Source organism: Collinsella aerofaciens (genome assembly GCF_025289055.1).
Taxonomy (GTDB): domain Bacteria; phylum Actinomycetota; class Coriobacteriia; order Coriobacteriales; family Coriobacteriaceae; genus Collinsella.
This window is the reverse complement of sequence record NZ_JAESIQ010000010.1, coordinates 56779-74994: the sequence shown is the minus strand read 5'-3', so window position 1 is coordinate 74994 and position 18216 is coordinate 56779. Positions and strand designations below refer to the sequence as shown.

The window sequence follows — 18216 nt, the reverse complement described above, 5'->3', positions numbered from 1 at the left end:
AGTCCCTTGCGGCGTAGTTCTTATTTAAGCCGTCCAAGTTTTGGGGTGCAGTTCAGAGCTGCGGGGTTTTTCCTTTGTGCCTCCGATGCGAAATGAATCGCTCAGATATTACTGATAATCGACGACGTCAATCCAGTTCTTCAGGAACTCATCGTTTACGTTGCGCTTACGAGCGAGCTCGGAAGCGGCGACGATGCTCGTCCACTGACGCACGACCTGCATGGGCATGTCGGCGCGGTCGCAGTAGAGCTCCAGGTAGGCCTCGGCCTGATCCTTGCTGTTGAGGGCAAAGAGCAGGTAGGTGGTGGCAACGTCGGCAGCAGGGGAGCCTTGGGTGGCGTGTGCCCAGTCGCAGACGTACAGCTGGCCGTCGTCGCCGACGATGACGTTGGAGGGGTTGAAGTCGCCGTGGCAGACCTTGAACTCCTTGGTCATGCCGTCCAGACGCTCCTGAAGGTTGTAGCGCGTGGTGGCATTGAGCTGATCGAGGCTGTCGATCATGCGGGCGAACTTGTCGCGCTGACGGTTGAGCAGCGGGGAGGTGTAGCCGTGGATCTCGATCTGGAGGTCGACGAACATCTCGAGGTACTCACCAAAGCGCTGGGGCTCGGCAGTCATCTTGTCGGCAAGGGTGGTGCCCGGAACCTTCTCGGTCACGAGCGCCCAGCCGTTGGCGTTCTCGAGCTGAGAAACCTCGAGAGCCTTGGGGCTGCGGATGCCGCACTCATTGATGCGGGCAAGATTCAAAGCCTCGTTGAACACGTCAGAGACAGGCTTGGTCTCGTTAAAGACCTTGACGATCTTGTCGCCCAGGTCGTAAACGACCTTGTTGCCACGGCGGACGAGCTCGGTCTTGGAATCGGGTAGCAGCATGGTTGCATCCTTTCAACGATGCGATAGAAGCGACGGCGGGGGTGTGTGAAACACCCGTGCACCCCCGCCGTTAAAAACCGTGCTAAAACTAGCAGACGGCGTAGTCCTGGGGCTCGCGGCCGTAGTAGGCGTCCAGGTAGAGCTCCTTGATCTCGCTCATGAGCGGGTAGCGCGGGTTAGCGCCGGTGCACTGGTCGTTGAATGCCTGCTCGGTCATCTCGTCGAGGGTGTCGAGGAAGTACTGCTCGTCAACGCCGTACTCAGCGATGGTGTGCTTGACACCGATGAAGTCGCAGAGCTCGGTGAGCTTGGCGATGAAGTTCTCGAAGACCTCACGGTCGTCCTTGCCGTCGATGCCGCAGTAACGAGCCATCTCGGCATAGTTGTGCAGCGCGTTGGGGTAAGGATACTGAGAGAAGGTTCCCATCTTGACAGGAGCCTCGGCGGCGTTGTAACGCATGACGCGGGTCAGGATGACTGCGTTTGCGAGGCCGTGGGGCAGATGGTGGAAAGCGCCGAGCTTGTGGGCCATGGAGTGGTTGAGGCCCAGGAAGGCGTTACCGAATGCCATACCGGCCATGCAGGATGCGTTGTGCATCTCCTCGCGGGCATGCGGGTCCTTAGCGCCGTTCGTGAAGCTGGAGGGCAGGTTCTCAAAGACGAGCTTGGCGGCGCGCTCGGAGAGGCCCTTGGTGTAGTCGGAAGCCATGATGGAGACGTAGGACTCGATGGCGTGGGTCATGACGTCGATGCCAGAGGCAGCGGTGAGGCCCTTCGGGGCGGTCATGCAGTTGTCGGCGTCGACGATAGCCATGTTGGGGAGCAGCGCGTAGTCGGCGAGCGGCCACTTGATGCCGGTCTCCTTGTCGGTGATGATGGCGAACGGCGTGCACTCGGAGCCAGTGCCCGAAGAGGTCGGGACGGCGACGAAGTAAGCCTTCTTGCCCATCTCGGGGAAGGTGAAGATACGCTTGCGGATGTCCATGAAGTCCATGGCCATGTCCTCGAAGTTCGCCTCGGGGTGCTCGTACATCATCCACATGATCTTGCCGGCGTCCATTGCGGAACCGCCGCCGACGGCGATGATGACATCCGGCTCGAAGAGCGTCATCTGCTTGGCGCCGCGACGTGCGCACTGCAGGGAGGGATCGGGCTCAACGTCGTAGAAGCAGTCGTGAGCGATGCCCATCTCATCGAGCTTGGCCTCGATGGCACGCGTGTTGCCATTCTTGAAGAGGAACTGGTCGGTAACGATGAAGGCGCGCTTCTTGCCCATTACGGTGCCGAGCTCGTCGAGTGCGACGGGCGTGCAGCCCTTCTTGAAGTAGACCTTCTCGGGTGCGCGGAACCACAGCATGTTCTCGCGGCGCTCTGCCACGGTCTTGACGTTGATCAAGTGCTTCACCCCAACGTTCTCGGAGACGGAGTTGCCACCCCAGGAGCCGCAGCCCAGGGTTAGAGACGGCTTCATGCCGAAGTTGTAGAGGTCACCGATGCCGCCGTGCGAGGACGGGGTGTTGATGACGATGCGGCAGGCCTTCATGACGTGCTGGAACTTAGCGATCTTCTCGCTCTGTGCCGGGTGCACGTAGAGAGAGGCGGTGTGGCCCGGGCCACCTGCGAGGACGAGGTGCTCTGCCTTGTCAACGGCCTCCTGGAAGTCCTTGGCGTGATACATAGCGAGGACCGGGGAGAGCTTCTCGTGAGAGAACTCTTCCTTCTCGGGATCGGTGGAGGTGACCTCGGCGATCAGGATCTTGGTCTTGGCGGGAACCTCGATGCCGGCGAGCTCGGCGATCTTGGCGGCAGCCATGCCGGGGATGCGGTGATCGAGAGCGCCGTTCTTGAACATGGCGGCACGCAGGGCCTCCATCTCGGCACCCTGCTTGACGAAGTAGCAGCCGCGCTTCTGGAACTCGGCCTTGACCTGGTCATAGATGGTGTCGATGACGGTGACGGACTGCTCGGAAGCGCAGATCATGCCGTTGTCGAACGTCTTGGAGTGGATGATGGAGTTGACGGCGAGCTTGATGTCCGCGGTATCGTCGATGATGACCGGGGTGTTACCGGCGCCAACGCCCAGGGCGGGCTTGCCCGAGGAGTAGGCGGCCTTGACCATACCCGGGCCACCGGTGGCGAGAATGATGTCGACGTCGCGCATGACCATGTTGGTCAGCTCGATGGACGGCTTGTCGACCCAGCCGATGATGCCCTCAGGAGCACCGGCCTTGACAGCTGCGTCGAGAACGAGCTTGGCGGCGGCGATGGTGCACTTGGCGGCTGCCGGGTGCGGGGAGATGATGATGGCGTTACGGGTCTTCAGGCAGATGAGCGTCTTGAAGATGGCCGTGGAGGTCGGGTTGGTGGTCGGGATGACAGCGCCAACGATACCGATCGGCTCGGCGACCTTGGTGATGCCGTAAGCGTCGTCGCGCTCGATGACACCGCAGGTCTTGGTGTTCTTGTAAGCGTTGTAGATGTACTCAGCGGCGTAGTGGTTCTTGATGACCTTGTCCTCGAGAACGCCACGGCCGGTCTCCTCGATGGCGAGCTTGGCCAAAGGAATACGAGCCTTGTTGGCGGCCATAGCAGCCTCGTAGAAGATCTTGTCTACCTGCTCCTGAGTGTACTCAGCGAATTTAGCCTGGGCCTCACGCATAGATTTGAGTTTGGCCTCAAGCGCCTCCACGTTGTCCACGATGGCGGGAGTAGTGTTTTCCGGTGACTTTTTCACCATTTGTGTCTCCTTGCGATCGGAGATTTACCCTACGCCTTGCATGATAGCAAGAAATTATTCGGCGAACGGTAAGATTCCCGTAAAAGGCACACTAAAACGCTTCAACTAAATGAACCGTTTCAACTAATGCTGCATCGCCCCGCTCATTGGGGACAGACTTACATGAGTGCTTTCACTCATTTGGGACAGACATCGTTTTGCCATTTTGTCGTTCTGGACCTGTTTTTGCCGCTCATTGGATATAAATAGGTCACAGGCTCAGCATTTCGCGTTCCTTCTCTCCTTTTAGGTGTTGCCTGTTCAGTTTTTGAAAGGAGAGATTATGCCTCGATGTGCCCGCGCCGTTTCGCTCACCGGTTATTACCACGTCTTTGACCGTGGTAACTCTAAACAGATTATTTTTGAAGATGACTCTGACCGATATCGTTTCTTATCGGACATCTCGGACAGGTTCGCGCACCATAAAGTGGCGGTGTTGGCTTGGTGCCTTATGGACAATCACTTCCATTTGATGGTTGATGACCCATTTGACAATCTTTCAAAGGCAATGCAGTGTGCGCTGACGGCGTATGCCAAGTATTTCAATGGGAAAACGGGGAGAACAGGCCATCTGTTTGACAATCGCTATTCACGGGTCGCGGTCGAGTCGGACACGCAGGCGGTACAGCTGCTCGATTATATCCATCTCAATCCCGTGAAAGGTGCGCTCGACTCGCTCGAGGCGTACCGCTGGTCAAGCTACAAGGCATATCAGCTGGGCTATGATCCCTTTGACATCTGTGACGCGGCTCCTATGCTCGATATCGTCGGAGGCTCCCGTTGCTATTGCGAGCATCTCGAGGAAGTTGCCGGGCGCACTTGGTCAGTGGAGGTTCTTCCACGCCGGCGGATCCCCGATGAGGAGGCCCTTTCCATTGCGCACGAAGTCCTGCCGAGCATAGATCCTGCGCTGCTCAAGGCCCTGCCACGCCCCGATCGCGATGCCTGTCTGCTGAGGCTCAGGCGGGCACATCTCACGGTCAAGCAAATTGCCCGTATCACCGGCATTGGCGCTACAAGCGTGACCAAGGCCACTGTGGGCTGGAGGGAGGCTGCGTGAGGCTGGGCAGGACCTGATCATGGCGCCGCATGTGTACGTCACGTCTGTCCCCAATGCGTGAAAGCACTCATGTAAGCCTGTCCCCAATGAGTGCAAAAAGGCGCCCTCCGTAGGGGAGGACGCCTTTGGTAAGTTCTATATGAACGCGAGGTCTTTGACCCGGAGAGTCCGAGGTACTTGTTGGTAAGACCTTATTTAGGAGCGCGCAACCTTGCCGGACTTGAGGCAGGTGGAGCAAACGTTCATCTTGCGACGGTGACCATCGACGACGACGTAGACGCGCTGGATGTTGGGGCGGAACTTACGGTTGGTGACGCGGTGAGAGTGGCTGATGGAGCGACCGGCAACGGGGTGCTTACCGCAAACTTCGCAAACTTTGGACATAACTGACCCTCCTTGGGCGACAAACGAACATGTCGCGTTAACAAACAAGCCTGAACTATAGCACAGAAGTCGCTCCCTGTGCGCAATCTACACAGAGATATTCCTCTTTTGGCGATAGTGCCCACGCCACGGCCCTGGACGTAGATCCGATTTGCGTGCAGCAGAGGGGATTATGCCAGCTCGTGCGTGCGTTTTCAAGCTCGTCCCACAAATATATATAGGTTTATTGGGCTTTGGGCTCCGTTTACGGATTGCTCTGTATTTATGCTCGCAATTAAGCTCGAGGTTGGCTACACTATCCCTTGACCATTAAAGGGGTACGAGATACCCACATGGAATTACATAGCTGCCAAAGAGCAGCCCTTCCTGTGGGTGTCTGGTCCGCTTTAAGCGGTCGGGCATCTATTTTTTTGACTGTGTCAGCAGTCAAGACATGTGAGGAAGGAGATCGATGGGCACGACTTCCCCCAAGGCGGTCATCATGGACGAGACCGCCGTCAATCGAGCGATGACCCGCATCGCGCACGAGATTCTCGAGCGCAACGAGGGCTGTGAGGACCTCGCTCTGGTCGGCATCGTCACGCGCGGCGACCTTCTGGCTAAGAAGCTCGCCGACGAGATCAAGGAGATCGAGGGCGTCGAAGTTCCGCTCGGCAGCCTCGACATCAGCTTCTACCGCGATGACTATGCGACCAATTTCGCTCCCGCGATCCACGCCACCAACATTCCCTTTAGCGTCGACGGCAAGCGCGTCGTGCTGGTGGACGACATCCTGTATACGGGCCGTACCATCCGCGCCGCTCTCGACGCCGTCATGGACCTGGGCCGTCCGAGCCGCATTGAGTTGGCAGTCCTCGTTGACCGCGGCCACCGCGAGCTCCCCATCTCGCCGGACTTTGTCGGCAAGAACGTTCCCTCGTCGCATGAGGAGAACGTGCATCTATATATGAAGGAAGTCGACGGCCACACCGCCGTCGAGATCAACGACGTCGCGCCGGGCTCCCACGTGGGTTCTGCGCCGCTGGGAGGTGAGTAGTACCGTGGCGTTCAACCATAAGCACCTGATCGACATTACCGAGTACTCCGAAGAGGACATCAAGCTCATCCTCGAGACCGCCAAGGCGTTCTCCGAGGTCAACGAGCGTGCGATCAAGAAGGTCCCCACGCTCAAGGGCAAGACCATCGTCAACATGTTCAACGAGCCCTCGACGCGCACCCGCAGCTCCTTCGAGCTCGCCGAGAAGCGTCTTTCGGCCGACAGCCTCAACTTTGGCGGCTCCTCGACCTCCACGGTCAAGGGCGAGAGCCTTGTCGACACCGTCGAGACCCTCAACGCCTATAAGATCGACTGCATTGTCGTGCGCGACAAGCACGCTGGCGCTCCCTACATCGTCACACAGAACTCGCCCGCAAGCGTCATCTGCGCCGGTGACGGCAAGCACAACCATCCTACGCAGGCCCTGCTCGACCTGTACACCATCTGGGAGCACAAGGGTGACTTCCACGGTCTGAAGGTCGCCGTCGTCGGCGATATCGCCCACTCCCGCGTTTGCGGCTCGCTGATCCCCGCGTTGAAGATCATGGGCTGCGAGACCTACGCCGTCGCCCCCGGCACGCTGCTGCCGCCGTCGCCCGAGGTCCTGGGCTGCGACCACGTGACGAGCGACCTCGATTCCGTCCTGCCCGAGCTGGACGTCGTCTACATGCTGCGCGTGCAGCAGGAGCGTCTCGAGGGTGCCCCGTTCCCGACCATTCGTGAGTACCACAAGCTCTTCGGCCTGACCAAGGACCGCGAGAAGCTCATGAAGCCCGATGCGATCATCTGCCACCCGGGCCCTATCAACCGCGGCGTCGAGTTCGACTCCTATATGGCCGACCACCCGCAACGCTCCGTCATCCTGGAGCAGGTCTACGCCGGTATCTGCGTGCGTATGGCTATCCTGTATCTGCTGCTTGGAGGTGCCGATAATGGCCTTGCTTCTTAAGAATGCCCACGTCGTCGACCCGTCCGTCGAGCTTGACGGTGTCGTTGACGTCCTGATTGACGGCGACAAGATCGCCGAGGTCGGCGAGAATCTCGCCGTCGAGGGAGCCGAGGTCCGCGACCTTTCCGGCAAGTACCTCGTCCCCGGCCTGGTGGATATGCACGTTCACCTTCGCGAGCCCGGCTACGAGGTCAAAGAGGACATCGAGAGCGGCACCCGCGCAGCTGCCAAGGGCGGCTTTACCGGCGTGTGCGCCATGCCCAACACCGAGCCCGTCACCGATAACGGCACTGTCGTGGAGTTCGTCAAGTCCCGCGCTGCCGAGGTCGGTCACTGCCGCGTCTATCCGTCGGGCGCCATGACCCGCGGTCTTAAGGGCGAGGCTATGTCCGAGATGGGCGATATGGTCGCCCACGGCGCCGTCGCCTTCACCGACGACGGTCGTGGCGTGCAGGGCGCGGGCATGCTCCGTCGCTGCATGGACTACGGCAAGATGTTCGGTAAGGTCTTTATGAGCCACTGCCAGGACGAGGACTTGGTCGGCCACGGCCAGATCAACGAGGGCAAGGTCTCGACCCGTCTGGCCCTCGAGGGCTGGCCGGCTGCCGGCGAGGAGCTCCAGATCGCCCGCGACATCGAGATCGCCAAGCTGACCGGTGCCAAGCTGCACATCCAGCACATCTCCACCGCCCATGGCCTGGAGATCGTGCGTGCCGGTAAGGCCGCCGGCGTTCAGGTTACCTGTGAGGCCACCCCGCATCACATGTTCCTGACCGAGAACGACCTGGACGAGACCTACAACACCTCGCTCAAGGTCAATCCGCCGCTGCGTACCGACGAGGACGCCGAGGCCATCCGTCAGGGCGTCATCGACGGCACCGTCGACGTTATCGTCACCGATCACGCTCCCCACACCCCGTGGGAGAAGGCCCGCGAGTTCGAGCTTGCGCCCTTTGGCATGATCGGTCTCGAGACCTCGCTGTCGCTCGTGCTCACCGAGCTGGTCAACACGGGCAAGATGAGCATGGGCCGCATGGTCGAGCTCATGGCCATCAAGCCGCGTGAGATCCTGGGCCTCGACCAGGTTCAGGTCAAGGCGGGCTCCGTTGCCGACCTGACCGTGTTCGACCCCTCTGCCACCTGGACGGTCGGCGAGGACGGTTACGAGTCGCGCGCCGAGAACTCCGGTTTTGCCGGCCGCACGCTTACCGGTCGTGCCACCGATGTGTTTGTCGGCGGTAAGCAGACGCTCGCCGACGGCTGCATCTGCTAGCATAGCCTTATCGCTTTTGTGCGCGGTGCCCTTGCGGTGCCGCGCTTTCTGTTCGTTTTGACCATGCAACCGCATGGGGGATTGGAGCGTCTATGCCCACACCTTCCACTGCACGCATGCACGACTTCGAGGTCGTCTCGAACCAGGAGATCGCCGACGGCATCTTCTCGCTCGTCATCTCGGCCCCCAAGCTTGCAAGTGCGCTCAAGCCCGGTCAGTTTGTAAACATTGCCGTGCCCGGCGATGCGTCCTCGCTGCTTCGCGTGCCCCTGAGCTTCTATCGCGCCGACGCCCAGGCCGGTACCGTCGAGCTGTGGTACGCCGTCGTGGGTGACGACACCCGTCGTCTGTCGCAGATGGCCCCCGGCTCCAAGTCCAACCTGTTGGGCCCTGGCGGCCGCGGCTGGCTTGTTCCCGAGGGCACCAGGAAGGCCCTGCTCGTCGCCGGTGGCATCGGCGTTCCGCCCGTGCTGTGCCTTGCCGGTATGCTTGCCGAGCAGGGCGTGGATGTTGACGTGTGCCTGGGCTTTGGCACCGCTTCCAAGGCCGTGGGTGTCGATGAGTTCCGCGCGCTGGGCGCCACGGTCAACGTTTGCACCGACGACGGCTCGCTCGGCACGCACGGTTTTTGCACCGATCCTGCTGCCGAGCTGCTCGGCGAGGGCGGCTACGACTACGTCGCCAGCTGCGGTCCCGCCGTCATGATGAAGAAGGTCGCCGCTGCTGCCGCCGAGGCCGGTGCGTACTGCGAGGTGTCCCTCGAGCGCATGATGAGCTGTGGCTTTGGCGCCTGCAACACCTGCAATGTCGAGACGGTCGACGGTATGAAGGGTGCTTGCATGTGCGGCCCCGTGTTCGATGCTTCCAAGGTGGTGGTCTTCTAGTGGGTACCGTGAACATGGCCGTCGATTTCGGCGGCGTCAAGATGCAGAACCCCATCAACACCGCAGCCGGTACTTTTGGTTACGGTTGGCAGTTCCAGAACTTCTTTGATGTTTCCCAGCTGGGCGCCATCACCACCAAGGGTTGCGCTGCCGAGCCCTGGCCCGGCAACCCCGCGCCCCGCATGGCCGAGATCCCCGGCGGTATGATCAACTCCGTGGGCCTTCAGAACCCCGGCGTGGCCGCCTTTGCCCGCGAGTCCGGTCCGTGGCTCGAACAGCTGTCCAAGGACGGCTGCCAGGTCATCTGTCAGGTTGCCGGCCACTCCGTTGACGAGTTTGTCCGCGCGCTCGAGATGTATGTCGAGCTGTGCCCCTGGGCTGCCGGCTACGAGATCAACGTGAGCTGCCCTAATATCGCCGCCGGCGGTGCCGCCATGGGCTCTACGCCCGAGGGCGCCTCATCCGTTATGGCTGCCTGCCGCAAGGTGACCGATAAGCCGCTGTTCGTGAAGATGGCGCCGGTCAACGTCGCCGAGATTGCCAAGGCCCTCGAGGCTGCCGGCGCCGACGGCCTTTCGGTCATCAACTCCATTCAGGGCATGGCCATCGACGTCCATACCCGCAAGTCCCGCGTGGCCAAGCCCAAGGGCGGCCTTTCGGGCCCGCTGTGCCACCACATCGCCGTGCGCATGGTCTGGGAGGTTGCCCAGGCCGTCGATATCCCCATCAACGGCGTCGGCGGTGTCATGACCGGCGAGGATGCGGCCGAGTTTATCCTGGCCGGCGCCACCTGCGTGTCGGTCGGCATGGCCAACTTCGTCGATCCGTGCGCTTCGCTCAAGATCGCGCACGAGCTCGAGGCCTGGGCTGAGTCCCAAGGCGTGAAGGACATCAACGAACTGGTAGGTGCTTTCGAATGCTAGAGACCGATGCCCGCGACCGCGTAATCGTCGCTCTCGACTGCGACCGCGAGCGTGCGCTCGAGCTCGCCCACGAGCTTTCGGGCCATGCCGCCTGGCTTAAGGTTGGCATGACGCTCTATTACGCTGAGGGCCCCGAGATCGTCAAGACCTTTAAGGACCTGGGCTTTAAGGTCTTCCTTGACCTTAAGTTCCATGATATTCCGCATCAGGTTCGCGGTGCCGCCCGTTCGGCCTCGCTTGCCGGTGCCGACCTGCTCTCGGTTCACGGCTTGGGTTCGGGCGCCATGCTCGCTGCCTGCCGCGAGGGTGCCGAGGAGGCGCGCGAGGACCGCGCCAAGCTCGTCGCCATCACCGTGCTCACGAGCATGAATCAGGATGCCTTGAGCGAGATCGGCGTCGAGTCGCCCGTGGCCGAGGAGGCCGCCCGCCTGGCAAAGCTCGCTCAGGCCAACGGCATCGATGGCATCGTGTGCTCGCCGATGGAGGCTCACGACATGCGTGAGCTGCTGGGCCCTGATGCCCTGATCGTGACTCCGGGTGTGCGTCCGGTGGGTGCCGCCCTTGGTGACCAGTCCCGCGTGGCGACGCCTTCCCAGGCTATCGAGCGTGGCGCAAGCCACATTGTGGTGGGCCGTCCCATCACCGGTGCCGACGATCCGGTTGCCGCCTTTGACGCCATTGTCGCCGAGCTGGTCGAAAACGTCGCGTAAAAGATTCCCCTAAGTCACCACTTTTGGGTTTCATTAGCACAAAATAGCCCCTGTGCCTGCGTAAACTTTCCCATCCTTTGTGTGGAATCGCAGGTCAGGGGCTTAACTTTGGGCGCAGTATATTGCACTTTTTGCGGGTATCGTCTAACCTATGGAGCCGCGATTGGGCATTTTGTACGTTCTACGTGCTAAAATGCCAATTATTGAATCAGATATAACCCAACTATTTGGAGGTACGAATGGCACTCCCTCAGCTTACCGATGAGCAGCGCAAGCAGGCTCTTGAGAAGGCTGCTGCCGCACGTCACGCCCGCGCTGAGCTTCGCGAGCAGATCAAGAAGGGCGAGAAGTCCCTCGAGTCCGTGCTCAACTCCGATGACCCCATCGCTTCCCGCATGAAGGTTTCCACCCTCATCGAGTCTCTCCCTGGTTATGGCAAGGCCAAGGCCGCCAAGATCATGGAGGAGCTCGGTATCTCCGCTACCCGTCGCGTCCAGGGCCTCGGCGTCCGTCAGCGCGAGCAGCTCCTCGAGCAGCTGACCAAATAAGTGAGCGCTCAGGATTCCAAGCTCTTTGTGATTTCTGGACCGTCAGGCGCAGGCAAGGGTACGCTCGTCACTCGTGTGCGCGAGCGCCGCTCGAACCTGGGCCTGACGGTTTCGGCTACCACGCGAGCACCACGAAAAGGTGAGGTCGACGGCGTCAACTACTTTTTTCTGACGCGCGAGGAGTTCGACCGCCGCGTGGCAAACGGTGAGTTTGTTGAGTGGGCCGAGGTCCACGGTAACTGCTACGGCACGTTGGTGAGCGAGGTCACATCCAAGCTCGCCTCGGGCGCGTCTCTGATTTTGGAGATCGATGTCCAGGGCGCCCTGCAGGTGAAGGAACGTTTTCCCGAGGCCGTGCTGATCTTTATCAAGCCGCCTTCGCTTGAGGTACTCCGCGAGCGTCTAGTCGGTCGCGGTACCGAGACGCCCGAGACGATTGAGCTGCGTATGGCAAACGCCGCCGATGAGCTTGCCCTTGCCGACCGCTACGACGACGTCGTGGTTAATGACGATCTCGACCGCGCGACCGATGAGCTCGTTCGCGTTCTCGATATGCATGAAAGGATCTGAGGTCCGTGTCCGTTGTAAAGCCTTGCATTGACGATCTTCTGGAGAAGACCGATCACAACCGCTTCCTGCTCGCTTCGCTTGCCTCCAAGCGCGCCTGCGATATTAACAGCATGCTGCGTGGCCAGCACAACCGCGTGCTTGCCGTCCAGGATGTCGATGACATCACCATCGGGCTTTCCGGTGCCGATACCATTTCGATGGCTATGGACGAGATTGTCGACGGCGACATCTCTTACGACGAGGCCCGTTACGAGAAGGCGCTCGGCCACAAGGTTGCTGAAGCCTAAATGGCGGCTCGCGTCTGCCTGGTCCACTATCACGAGGTTGGACTGAAGGGTAAGAACCGCGCACATTTTGAGCATATCCTCATGGATAACATCAAGGCGGCCTTGGCCGCCTTTTCCGTGAATGCCGTGTCTCGAATTTCCGGTTATATCCTCGTGACCTTTAACGAGCATCAGGCCGACGAGGCGGCGCGTGTCATTCGCACCGTTCCCGGCGTTGCTCGTGTGTCTTTGGCGTATCACACCAATCGCGACCCTCAGGAGTACTGTGCCGCCGCCGTGAAGGCGCTGCGCGAGTTTGGTTCCTTCGATTCGTTTAAGGTGCACGCCAAGCGCTCCAATACCGATTATGAGCTCACCTCGATTGACATCAATCGTCAGGTGGGCGAGGTGCTGTGCGAGGCCTTCCCCGATAAAAAGGTTCAAATGCACGACCCCGATGCGATGGTGCACGTACTGGTGGTCCAGGGTAGCGTTTATGTGTACGCGCGCTCCGAGCGCGGCGTGGGCGGTCTGCCGGTGGGTTCTGCCGGCAAGGTCGTGACGCTGCTGTCGTCGGGCATCGATTCTCCGGTAGCGACCTGGATGCTCGCGCGTCGCGGCGCGGTGTGCGTGCCGGTACATTTCTCCGGTCGTCCGCAGACGCCCGACACGAGCGAGTATTTGGTGCAGGACATCATCCGTGCGCTTGAGCCGGGTGTCCAGATCGGCCGCCTGTACGTGGTGCCGTTTGGCGACTGCCAGCGTGAGATTTCGGTCACCTGTCCCAGCAACCTGCGCGTGATCATGTATCGCCGCATTATGTATTCGGTTGCCGAGCGCATTGCACACATCGAGGGCGCCAAGGCCATCGTGACGGGCGAATCGCTTGGACAGGTTGCCTCCCAAACGCTTGAGAATATCATGGCCGTTAACGAGGCCGTGAAGATCCCCGTGTTCCGCCCTCTCATCGGTTCTGACAAGCAGGAGATCATCGCGCGCGCCGAGGAGATCGGTACGTTTGATATCTCGACTGAGGCCGCTTCCGACTGCTGCACGCTGTTTATGCCGCGCCGTCCCGAGACGCACGCTAAACTCGATGCCGTGCATGAGGCCTGGGAGTTGTTCGATCACGAGGAGATGATTGAGCGCCTGCTCAAGCAGACCGAGTACATCGATTTTGAGAGCAACACGTATAAGGCCCCTAAGACCTTAAAACGCAAACATTCGGAGCTTTCTCCGCGTGAGATTTACCAAGATCACGAGTAAATTTGTGCATAGACCGACGATGCGCTTGCATCGTCGGTCTTTTGCTATCTGGGCATTTTGCGGCTAAGTGTTCATTTGCTGACGTGTGCCTGAATAAATGGACAGATTTGTGCAAGGTTTTGGTCAGCTTTTGGTTTGACCGCTAAAACCGGTTTTGGGGCGTGGCTGTTGCGGGACTCCTTTCCTGACACGATGGTGTTGGGAGGTTTTGCTATGGCGCAGCGCGAACAACACGAACGGGTCAAAAAGATGGACCACTGGGCGGACAAGCTGTTCGGTCATAAGGCAGTGGTGATGGCGATATTGGTCGTCATTGCGATGGCGAGCGGCTTGGCGATGGCGAACCTTGGCGGCGGTGCCGGCGGCGTGTCGTTTGAGCGCACTGACGGTTCAGGCTCGTTGGTGAAGCCGGGATCCGGCGATGCCTCGAGCGGAAAGGCATCCGAAGGCTCTTCGACAAAGGCTTCTGCCGCGGCAGAGGTCTATGTCGATGTCGATGGCGCCGTTGTGTCGCCCGGCGTATATCGCCTCAAGGACGGCGCGCGGGTGGCTCAGGCGATTGATGCCGCCGGCGGGCTGGCGCCCGAGGCAGACGTTACGGGGCTCAATCGGGCGTCTAAGGTCACTGATGGACAAAAAATTCACGTTCCAACGGTAGGGGAACAGCAGGCGTCCATTGCGGAAGCCGGTGTTGATGGTGGGGCTTCCGCATCATCGGGTGTGAGTGGCGCAACAGGCCTAGTAAACATCAATACGGCAAGCTCGGCAGAGCTGCAGACGCTCTCGGGCATCGGCCCCTCCATGGCCCAGTCGATTATCGATGAGCGTACAAAGAACGGTGCTTTTGCCTCGGTTGACGATCTGATGCGTGTGTCGGGAATCGGCGAGAAGAAGCTTGCCAAAATCAAAGATTGCATCTGCGTATGAGTGCGACAGAGCGCGAGCATGTGATGCCTCCGCGGCCCTTGATGCCGTGGACGATGGCTCTGTGTGCCGGCGTGTGCATGAGCTGCGCCTTGGTGCTCAACGTGGCCGCTGATGTGCTGCTGAGGGAGCAGGCGCCGGCGGTCGGGCTGCTATGGGCCATTCCCGTTGCGGCGGCGGTATTCGTTGTGCTGGCTCAATTTTGTGCACCGCTTGCTCCTTGGAAGCGGTGGCTGTATGCCGCGTCCGTTGGTCTCGTGGCGGGAGCGGTCGTCTCGGCGTGGTGGGCTGCGGGCGCGCTAAGCGCCTCGAAGGCGCTCGACGGTCGGGCGGCAAGCAGCCTCGAGTTTGTCGTGCAGGGAGATCCATCCATAAACGAGGACGTGTATTCCTATACCTGCGAGGCACGCGCGGACGGTAAGAACTTGGCAACGGTTCGCCTATCGTGTGACCGCGAGCTCAAGGCCGGGGCGCACGTGCGTGTTATCGGTCGCGTTTCACGTTTTGAGAACGATGCTTATGGACGATCGCGTGTGCTCCGAGGCGAGGTGCGCAAGGTTCAAGCCGTTCGGATTGTGCCGGTCGATGAGGGCTCTCCGGGGCCGCTGCTTCGGCTGCGAAATGGGCTGCTAGCGTCCATCGCGCCTGCGACCGACCCGGCGCGTGCGCTCATAGCCGGTGTCGTCTGCGGTCGTTCGGCCGAGCTGCGCGCCAAGCCGGCGGGCGACTGGTTTTCGGTAACGGGAACGGCGCATCTTATCGCCGTCTCGGGCAGCCATTTGGCTATCGTGGGGTTTGTAATCGAGGGTTTATTGCAAAAAACTCGGTGCTCACGTGGTCTTCAGCGGGCGATATTGGCGATAACGCTTGTTGGCTACGCTGCCTTTACTGGCGCGTCTCCCTCGGCCGTGCGCGCGTGCTGCATGGTGTTCGCGACGCTTGTCGTAAACGGCGCGGGGCGTCGCCGGCACGGCGCTTCGGCACTCTTCGCAACCATGTCCATCTTTGTGCTGCTGCGGCCGACGGTGCTGTTCGAGATGGGCTTTCAGCTTTCATGTGCCAGCGTCTTTGCCATTTTGTGCTTTTGTCCCTATGCGACCTACGCTTTGGGTGAGCTGGGTGTGCCATCGGGCGTCGCCAGCATGCTTTCCGTCACGCTGTGCTCGCAACTGGCGACACTTCCCATTACCATTCCTGCCTTCGGTACGTTCTCGCTCATTGCTCCGCTGGCAAATGCAGTCATCGGTCCGGTGGTGAGCGTACTGCTTGCTGTGTCGATCGTGCTGGTTCCCTTTTCGCTCGTGGAACCGTTGCGGATTTGGGCGCTCGTTGTGCCCATGGTTGCCGCCCGTTGCGCACTGTTCTTCGAGCAGCTGTTTGCCGCCGTGCCTGGTGCATCTGTGAGTGTGCCGCCCGATAGCATGTGGATTTACCTAGTGCCGTGTTTGCTGGCGGTTCTGCTGGTCTGGTGGCCGCGTCCCCGCGCACGTTCTATGGCGGTGGGGCTTGCATGCCTGGTGCTCTTGACTGCGATTCCGTACGTCTACTGGGATCGATTCGCTCCGCCTTCGGTGACGGTGCTCGATGTGGGCCAGGCGGATGCGATTCTTATCCGCCAGGGCGACGCAGTAGCACTCGTCGACTGCGGGCTCGACGAGCGCGTGGTAGCGGCGTTGGTTCGCAATAACGTGCACCATATCGATGCCGTCTTTGTGACGCATTGGGATGAGGACCACTGGGGTGGTCTGCCTGCCGTGCTCGAGCAGTTTTCGGTCGGAACGATTGCCGTGGCGGCGGATGCGCTGGAGGATGCTCCTGCCGAGGTATTGAACCGACCTGGCGTGGAGTATCGGCAGGTGCGCCGTGGGGATACGGTCGACATCGGCTCATTTTGCGCCCGCGTGATGTGGCCATTCGAGTCCGTGGATGGCGAGGGAAATGAGGACTCGCTTGTCCTGCTGCTCTCTTATGTTCAGGAAGGCAAGGGCCTGCGTGTGCTCCTCACCGGTGATGCCGAGCTCGATCAAGAACGGGAATTCGTGCAGGAGGTGGGAGATATCGATGTACTTAAACTTGGGCATCACGGCTCTAAGGTTTCAGCCGATGGTGAGTTGCTGGACGTCCTGAAGCCCGAGCTTTCCCTCGCGAGCGCGGGCGAGGGGAATCGATACGGCCATCCGTCCGATGCCTGCATCGATGCCGTTAAGGAAGCGGGCGGCGTGTTCGCGTGCACCATCGAACACGGCGACATTACCGTCACGCCAACTGCGAATGGCTTTGCGATGCGATGCCAGCGACCGTGACGACGTCGTTGGCGTGTGGTGGGCCCCTGGGCTAGAATGGCACGGAACGAATACGAAGGCCTGCGGGAGGGGAGCGCAATGTCCGAAATCGGTCTGCTGCCGGCATATCTGATCGTCGGTACCGACGGAGTCAAGCGCGATCACGCCGTCTCGCGTATGAAAGCGCGTCTGGAAAAGACGGGCATGGTCGAGTTCAACATCGACGAGCGCGACATGACCAAGGACCCCGATATCGAGTCCATTATCGGATCGCTTAACACCTTTCCGATGGGCAGCGAGTTTCGCCTGGTAATCCTTGATGGCTGCTCAAAGCTCGCCAAGGCGGTCTCGGAGCCGCTCGTTGAGTATCTGGCGAGTCCCAGCCCCACAACGGTCTGCCTCATCATCGCCGACTCGCTTGCCAAGAACACGCGCCTGTATAAGGCGATCGCCAAAATCGACAAGAAGGCCGTGGTCGATTGCTCCGGCACCAAGCGCTGGGAGCTGCCGCGTCGCGTGCAGCAGATGGCGACGCAGCACGGCAAGTCGATCTCGACGGCGGCCGCCGAGGAGCTCGTCTCGCGTTCGGGTGAAAACACTCGCATGCTCGATAACGACTTGGTTAAGCTTGCCCAGATGGTCGAGGCGCCCCAAATTGAGCTTGCCGATGTGGAGCGCTGGATTGTACGTACGGCCGAGGTCCAGCCCTGGGACTTTCTCAATGCGGTCTCGGCCCGTGACATGCGACGCTCGCTTGAGTTTTTCAATCTATTGCCCGCCAAGAGCTACGTGTGGACTTACACGTTGCTGTGCGGCCGCATCCGCGAGCTTATCGTCGCCAAGGCGCTCGATGCGCGCGGACAGGGTCGTGAGCTGGCCGCAACGCTCAAGCTCCAGTCCTGGCAGGTCAAGAATCACCTGACCTGGGCACGTCGCTTTTCGATGGCAGAGCTCGTCGCAGCGCTCGAGGGGGCGGTCGATGTAGAGCTCGCGCTCAAGGGTTCGGCCGATTCTGAGACCGCGCTTTTGCTCTGGATTACGAACATCTTGAGAAAATCGTGATGATACCTGCCTATTTGACAAATTCGTTCTATCCCTTTGAGGGGGAGCGTGCTATAGTAGGCGCTTGCATGACCTCACCGTGTCTCAGAGGTGTCATACATTTTTTGCAAGGAACTCGAAAGGAACTCCAGAAGTGGCAAACATCAAGTCTCAGAAGAAGCGTATCCGCACCAATGAGGCAGCTCGCATGCGTAACAAGGCTGTCAAGTCCGAGCTCAAGACGCTGACCAAGCACGTCCAGTCCGCCGTCGCCGAGGGCGACGCCGAGAAGGCCCAGGCTGCCCTCAAGACCGTCACCAAGCGTCTCGACATGGCTGCCGCCAAGCATGTTATCCACAAGAACCAGGCTTCCAACCGCAAGTCCGGTCTTGCCAAGCTCGTGAACAGCATCAACGCCTAAGTTGTAAATTTCACACCACACAGATTACGC

At 60.2% G+C, this 18216-nt stretch carries 18 protein-coding genes; 15 read left to right on the top strand and 3 right to left on the bottom strand.

Annotated features, from left to right (window positions below; all coding sequences use genetic code 11):
* Positions 1 to 108: 108 nt before the first annotated feature.
* Positions 109 to 873 carry an aminoglycoside phosphotransferase family protein gene (locus JMJ97_RS04460; protein ID WP_156600821.1) on the bottom strand — a complete coding sequence of 255 codons (765 nt, stop codon included), beginning with the start codon at positions 871 to 873 and terminating at the stop codon, positions 109 to 111.
* An 88-nt stretch (positions 874 to 961) separates the two neighbouring features.
* A complete protein-coding gene (gene adhE / locus JMJ97_RS04455; protein ID WP_260699309.1) occupies positions 962 to 3610 on the bottom strand; it encodes a bifunctional acetaldehyde-CoA/alcohol dehydrogenase in 2649 nt (882 codons plus the stop codon).
* 322 nt (positions 3611 to 3932) lie between these two features.
* Between adhE and JMJ97_RS04450 the strand changes: the two genes are divergently transcribed.
* Entirely contained in the window at positions 3933 to 4709 is a 777-nt protein-coding gene (locus JMJ97_RS04450; protein WP_260699308.1) for a transposase, read from the top strand.
* Positions 4710 to 4904: 195 nt separating this feature from the next.
* Here JMJ97_RS04450 and rpmB read toward each other — a convergent pair whose 3' ends face one another.
* Positions 4905 to 5093: a 50S ribosomal protein L28 gene (rpmB, locus tag JMJ97_RS04445; RefSeq protein ID WP_022094725.1), complete on the bottom strand. Its 189-nt coding sequence runs from the start codon at positions 5091 to 5093 to the stop codon at positions 4905 to 4907.
* A 451-nt stretch (positions 5094 to 5544) separates the two neighbouring features.
* On the opposite strand from rpmB, the gene pyrR reads away from it, so the two are divergent.
* The 14 genes from pyrR to rpsT all read left to right on the top strand — a co-directional run bounded on the left by pyrR (position 5545) and on the right by rpsT (position 18186).
* Positions 5545 to 6129 (top strand): bifunctional pyr operon transcriptional regulator/uracil phosphoribosyltransferase PyrR, encoded by a 585-nt coding sequence (pyrR, locus tag JMJ97_RS04440; RefSeq protein ID WP_260699307.1) that lies wholly within the window; start codon positions 5545 to 5547, stop codon positions 6127 to 6129.
* Between the two features lie 4 nt (positions 6130 to 6133).
* Positions 6134 to 7078 carry an aspartate carbamoyltransferase catalytic subunit gene (locus tag JMJ97_RS04435; RefSeq protein ID WP_055309882.1) on the top strand — a complete coding sequence of 315 codons (945 nt, stop codon included), beginning with the start codon at positions 6134 to 6136 and terminating at the stop codon, positions 7076 to 7078.
* Entirely contained in the window at positions 7062 to 8351 is a 1290-nt protein-coding gene (locus JMJ97_RS04430) for a dihydroorotase (protein ID WP_260699306.1), read from the top strand. Before JMJ97_RS04435 ends, JMJ97_RS04430 begins: the two co-directional genes overlap by 17 nt.
* A 116-nt stretch (positions 8352 to 8467) precedes the next feature.
* Positions 8468 to 9235, top strand: a complete 768-nt coding sequence (locus JMJ97_RS04425; protein WP_260699310.1) for a dihydroorotate dehydrogenase electron transfer subunit — start codon at positions 8468 to 8470, stop codon at positions 9233 to 9235.
* A 14-nt stretch (positions 9236 to 9249) separates the two neighbouring features.
* A complete protein-coding gene (locus tag JMJ97_RS04420) occupies positions 9250 to 10158 on the top strand; it encodes a dihydroorotate dehydrogenase (protein WP_006236128.1) in 909 nt (302 codons plus the stop codon).
* The gene (pyrF, locus tag JMJ97_RS04415) at positions 10152 to 10868 is read left to right on the top strand and encodes an orotidine-5'-phosphate decarboxylase (protein ID WP_035138533.1); all 717 of its coding nucleotides are present in this window, start codon (positions 10152 to 10154) and stop codon (positions 10866 to 10868) included. Before JMJ97_RS04420 ends, pyrF begins: the two co-directional genes overlap by 7 nt.
* Positions 10869 to 11107: 239 nt before the next feature.
* The gene (gene mihF, locus JMJ97_RS04410; protein ID WP_006236130.1) at positions 11108 to 11416 is read left to right on the top strand and encodes an integration host factor, actinobacterial type; all 309 of its coding nucleotides are present in this window, start codon (positions 11108 to 11110) and stop codon (positions 11414 to 11416) included.
* Positions 11417 to 11986, top strand: a complete 570-nt coding sequence (gene gmk, locus JMJ97_RS04405; protein WP_006236131.1) for a guanylate kinase — start codon at positions 11417 to 11419, stop codon at positions 11984 to 11986. It abuts the gene before it with no gap.
* Between the two features lie 5 nt (positions 11987 to 11991).
* Positions 11992 to 12273 carry a DNA-directed RNA polymerase subunit omega gene (locus JMJ97_RS04400; RefSeq protein ID WP_035138532.1) on the top strand — a complete coding sequence of 94 codons (282 nt, stop codon included), beginning with the start codon at positions 11992 to 11994 and terminating at the stop codon, positions 12271 to 12273.
* Positions 12274 to 13518 (top strand): tRNA uracil 4-sulfurtransferase ThiI, encoded by a 1245-nt coding sequence (gene thiI / locus JMJ97_RS04395; protein ID WP_260699305.1) that lies wholly within the window; start codon positions 12274 to 12276, stop codon positions 13516 to 13518. It abuts the gene before it with no gap.
* Between the two features lie 213 nt (positions 13519 to 13731).
* The gene (locus JMJ97_RS04390) at positions 13732 to 14445 is read left to right on the top strand and encodes a ComEA family DNA-binding protein (RefSeq protein WP_260699304.1); all 714 of its coding nucleotides are present in this window, start codon (positions 13732 to 13734) and stop codon (positions 14443 to 14445) included.
* Positions 14442 to 16745 (top strand): DNA internalization-related competence protein ComEC/Rec2, encoded by a 2304-nt coding sequence (locus JMJ97_RS04385; protein WP_260699303.1) that lies wholly within the window; start codon positions 14442 to 14444, stop codon positions 16743 to 16745. The genes JMJ97_RS04390 and JMJ97_RS04385 overlap by 4 nt, the downstream gene beginning before the upstream one ends.
* 78 nt (positions 16746 to 16823) lie before the next feature.
* Entirely contained in the window at positions 16824 to 17786 is a 963-nt protein-coding gene (holA, locus tag JMJ97_RS04380; RefSeq protein ID WP_260699302.1) for a DNA polymerase III subunit delta, read from the top strand.
* A gap of 133 nt (positions 17787 to 17919) precedes the next feature.
* Positions 17920 to 18186 (top strand): 30S ribosomal protein S20, encoded by a 267-nt coding sequence (gene rpsT / locus JMJ97_RS04375; protein ID WP_022094714.1) that lies wholly within the window; start codon positions 17920 to 17922, stop codon positions 18184 to 18186.
* Positions 18187 to 18216 lie beyond the last annotated feature (30 nt).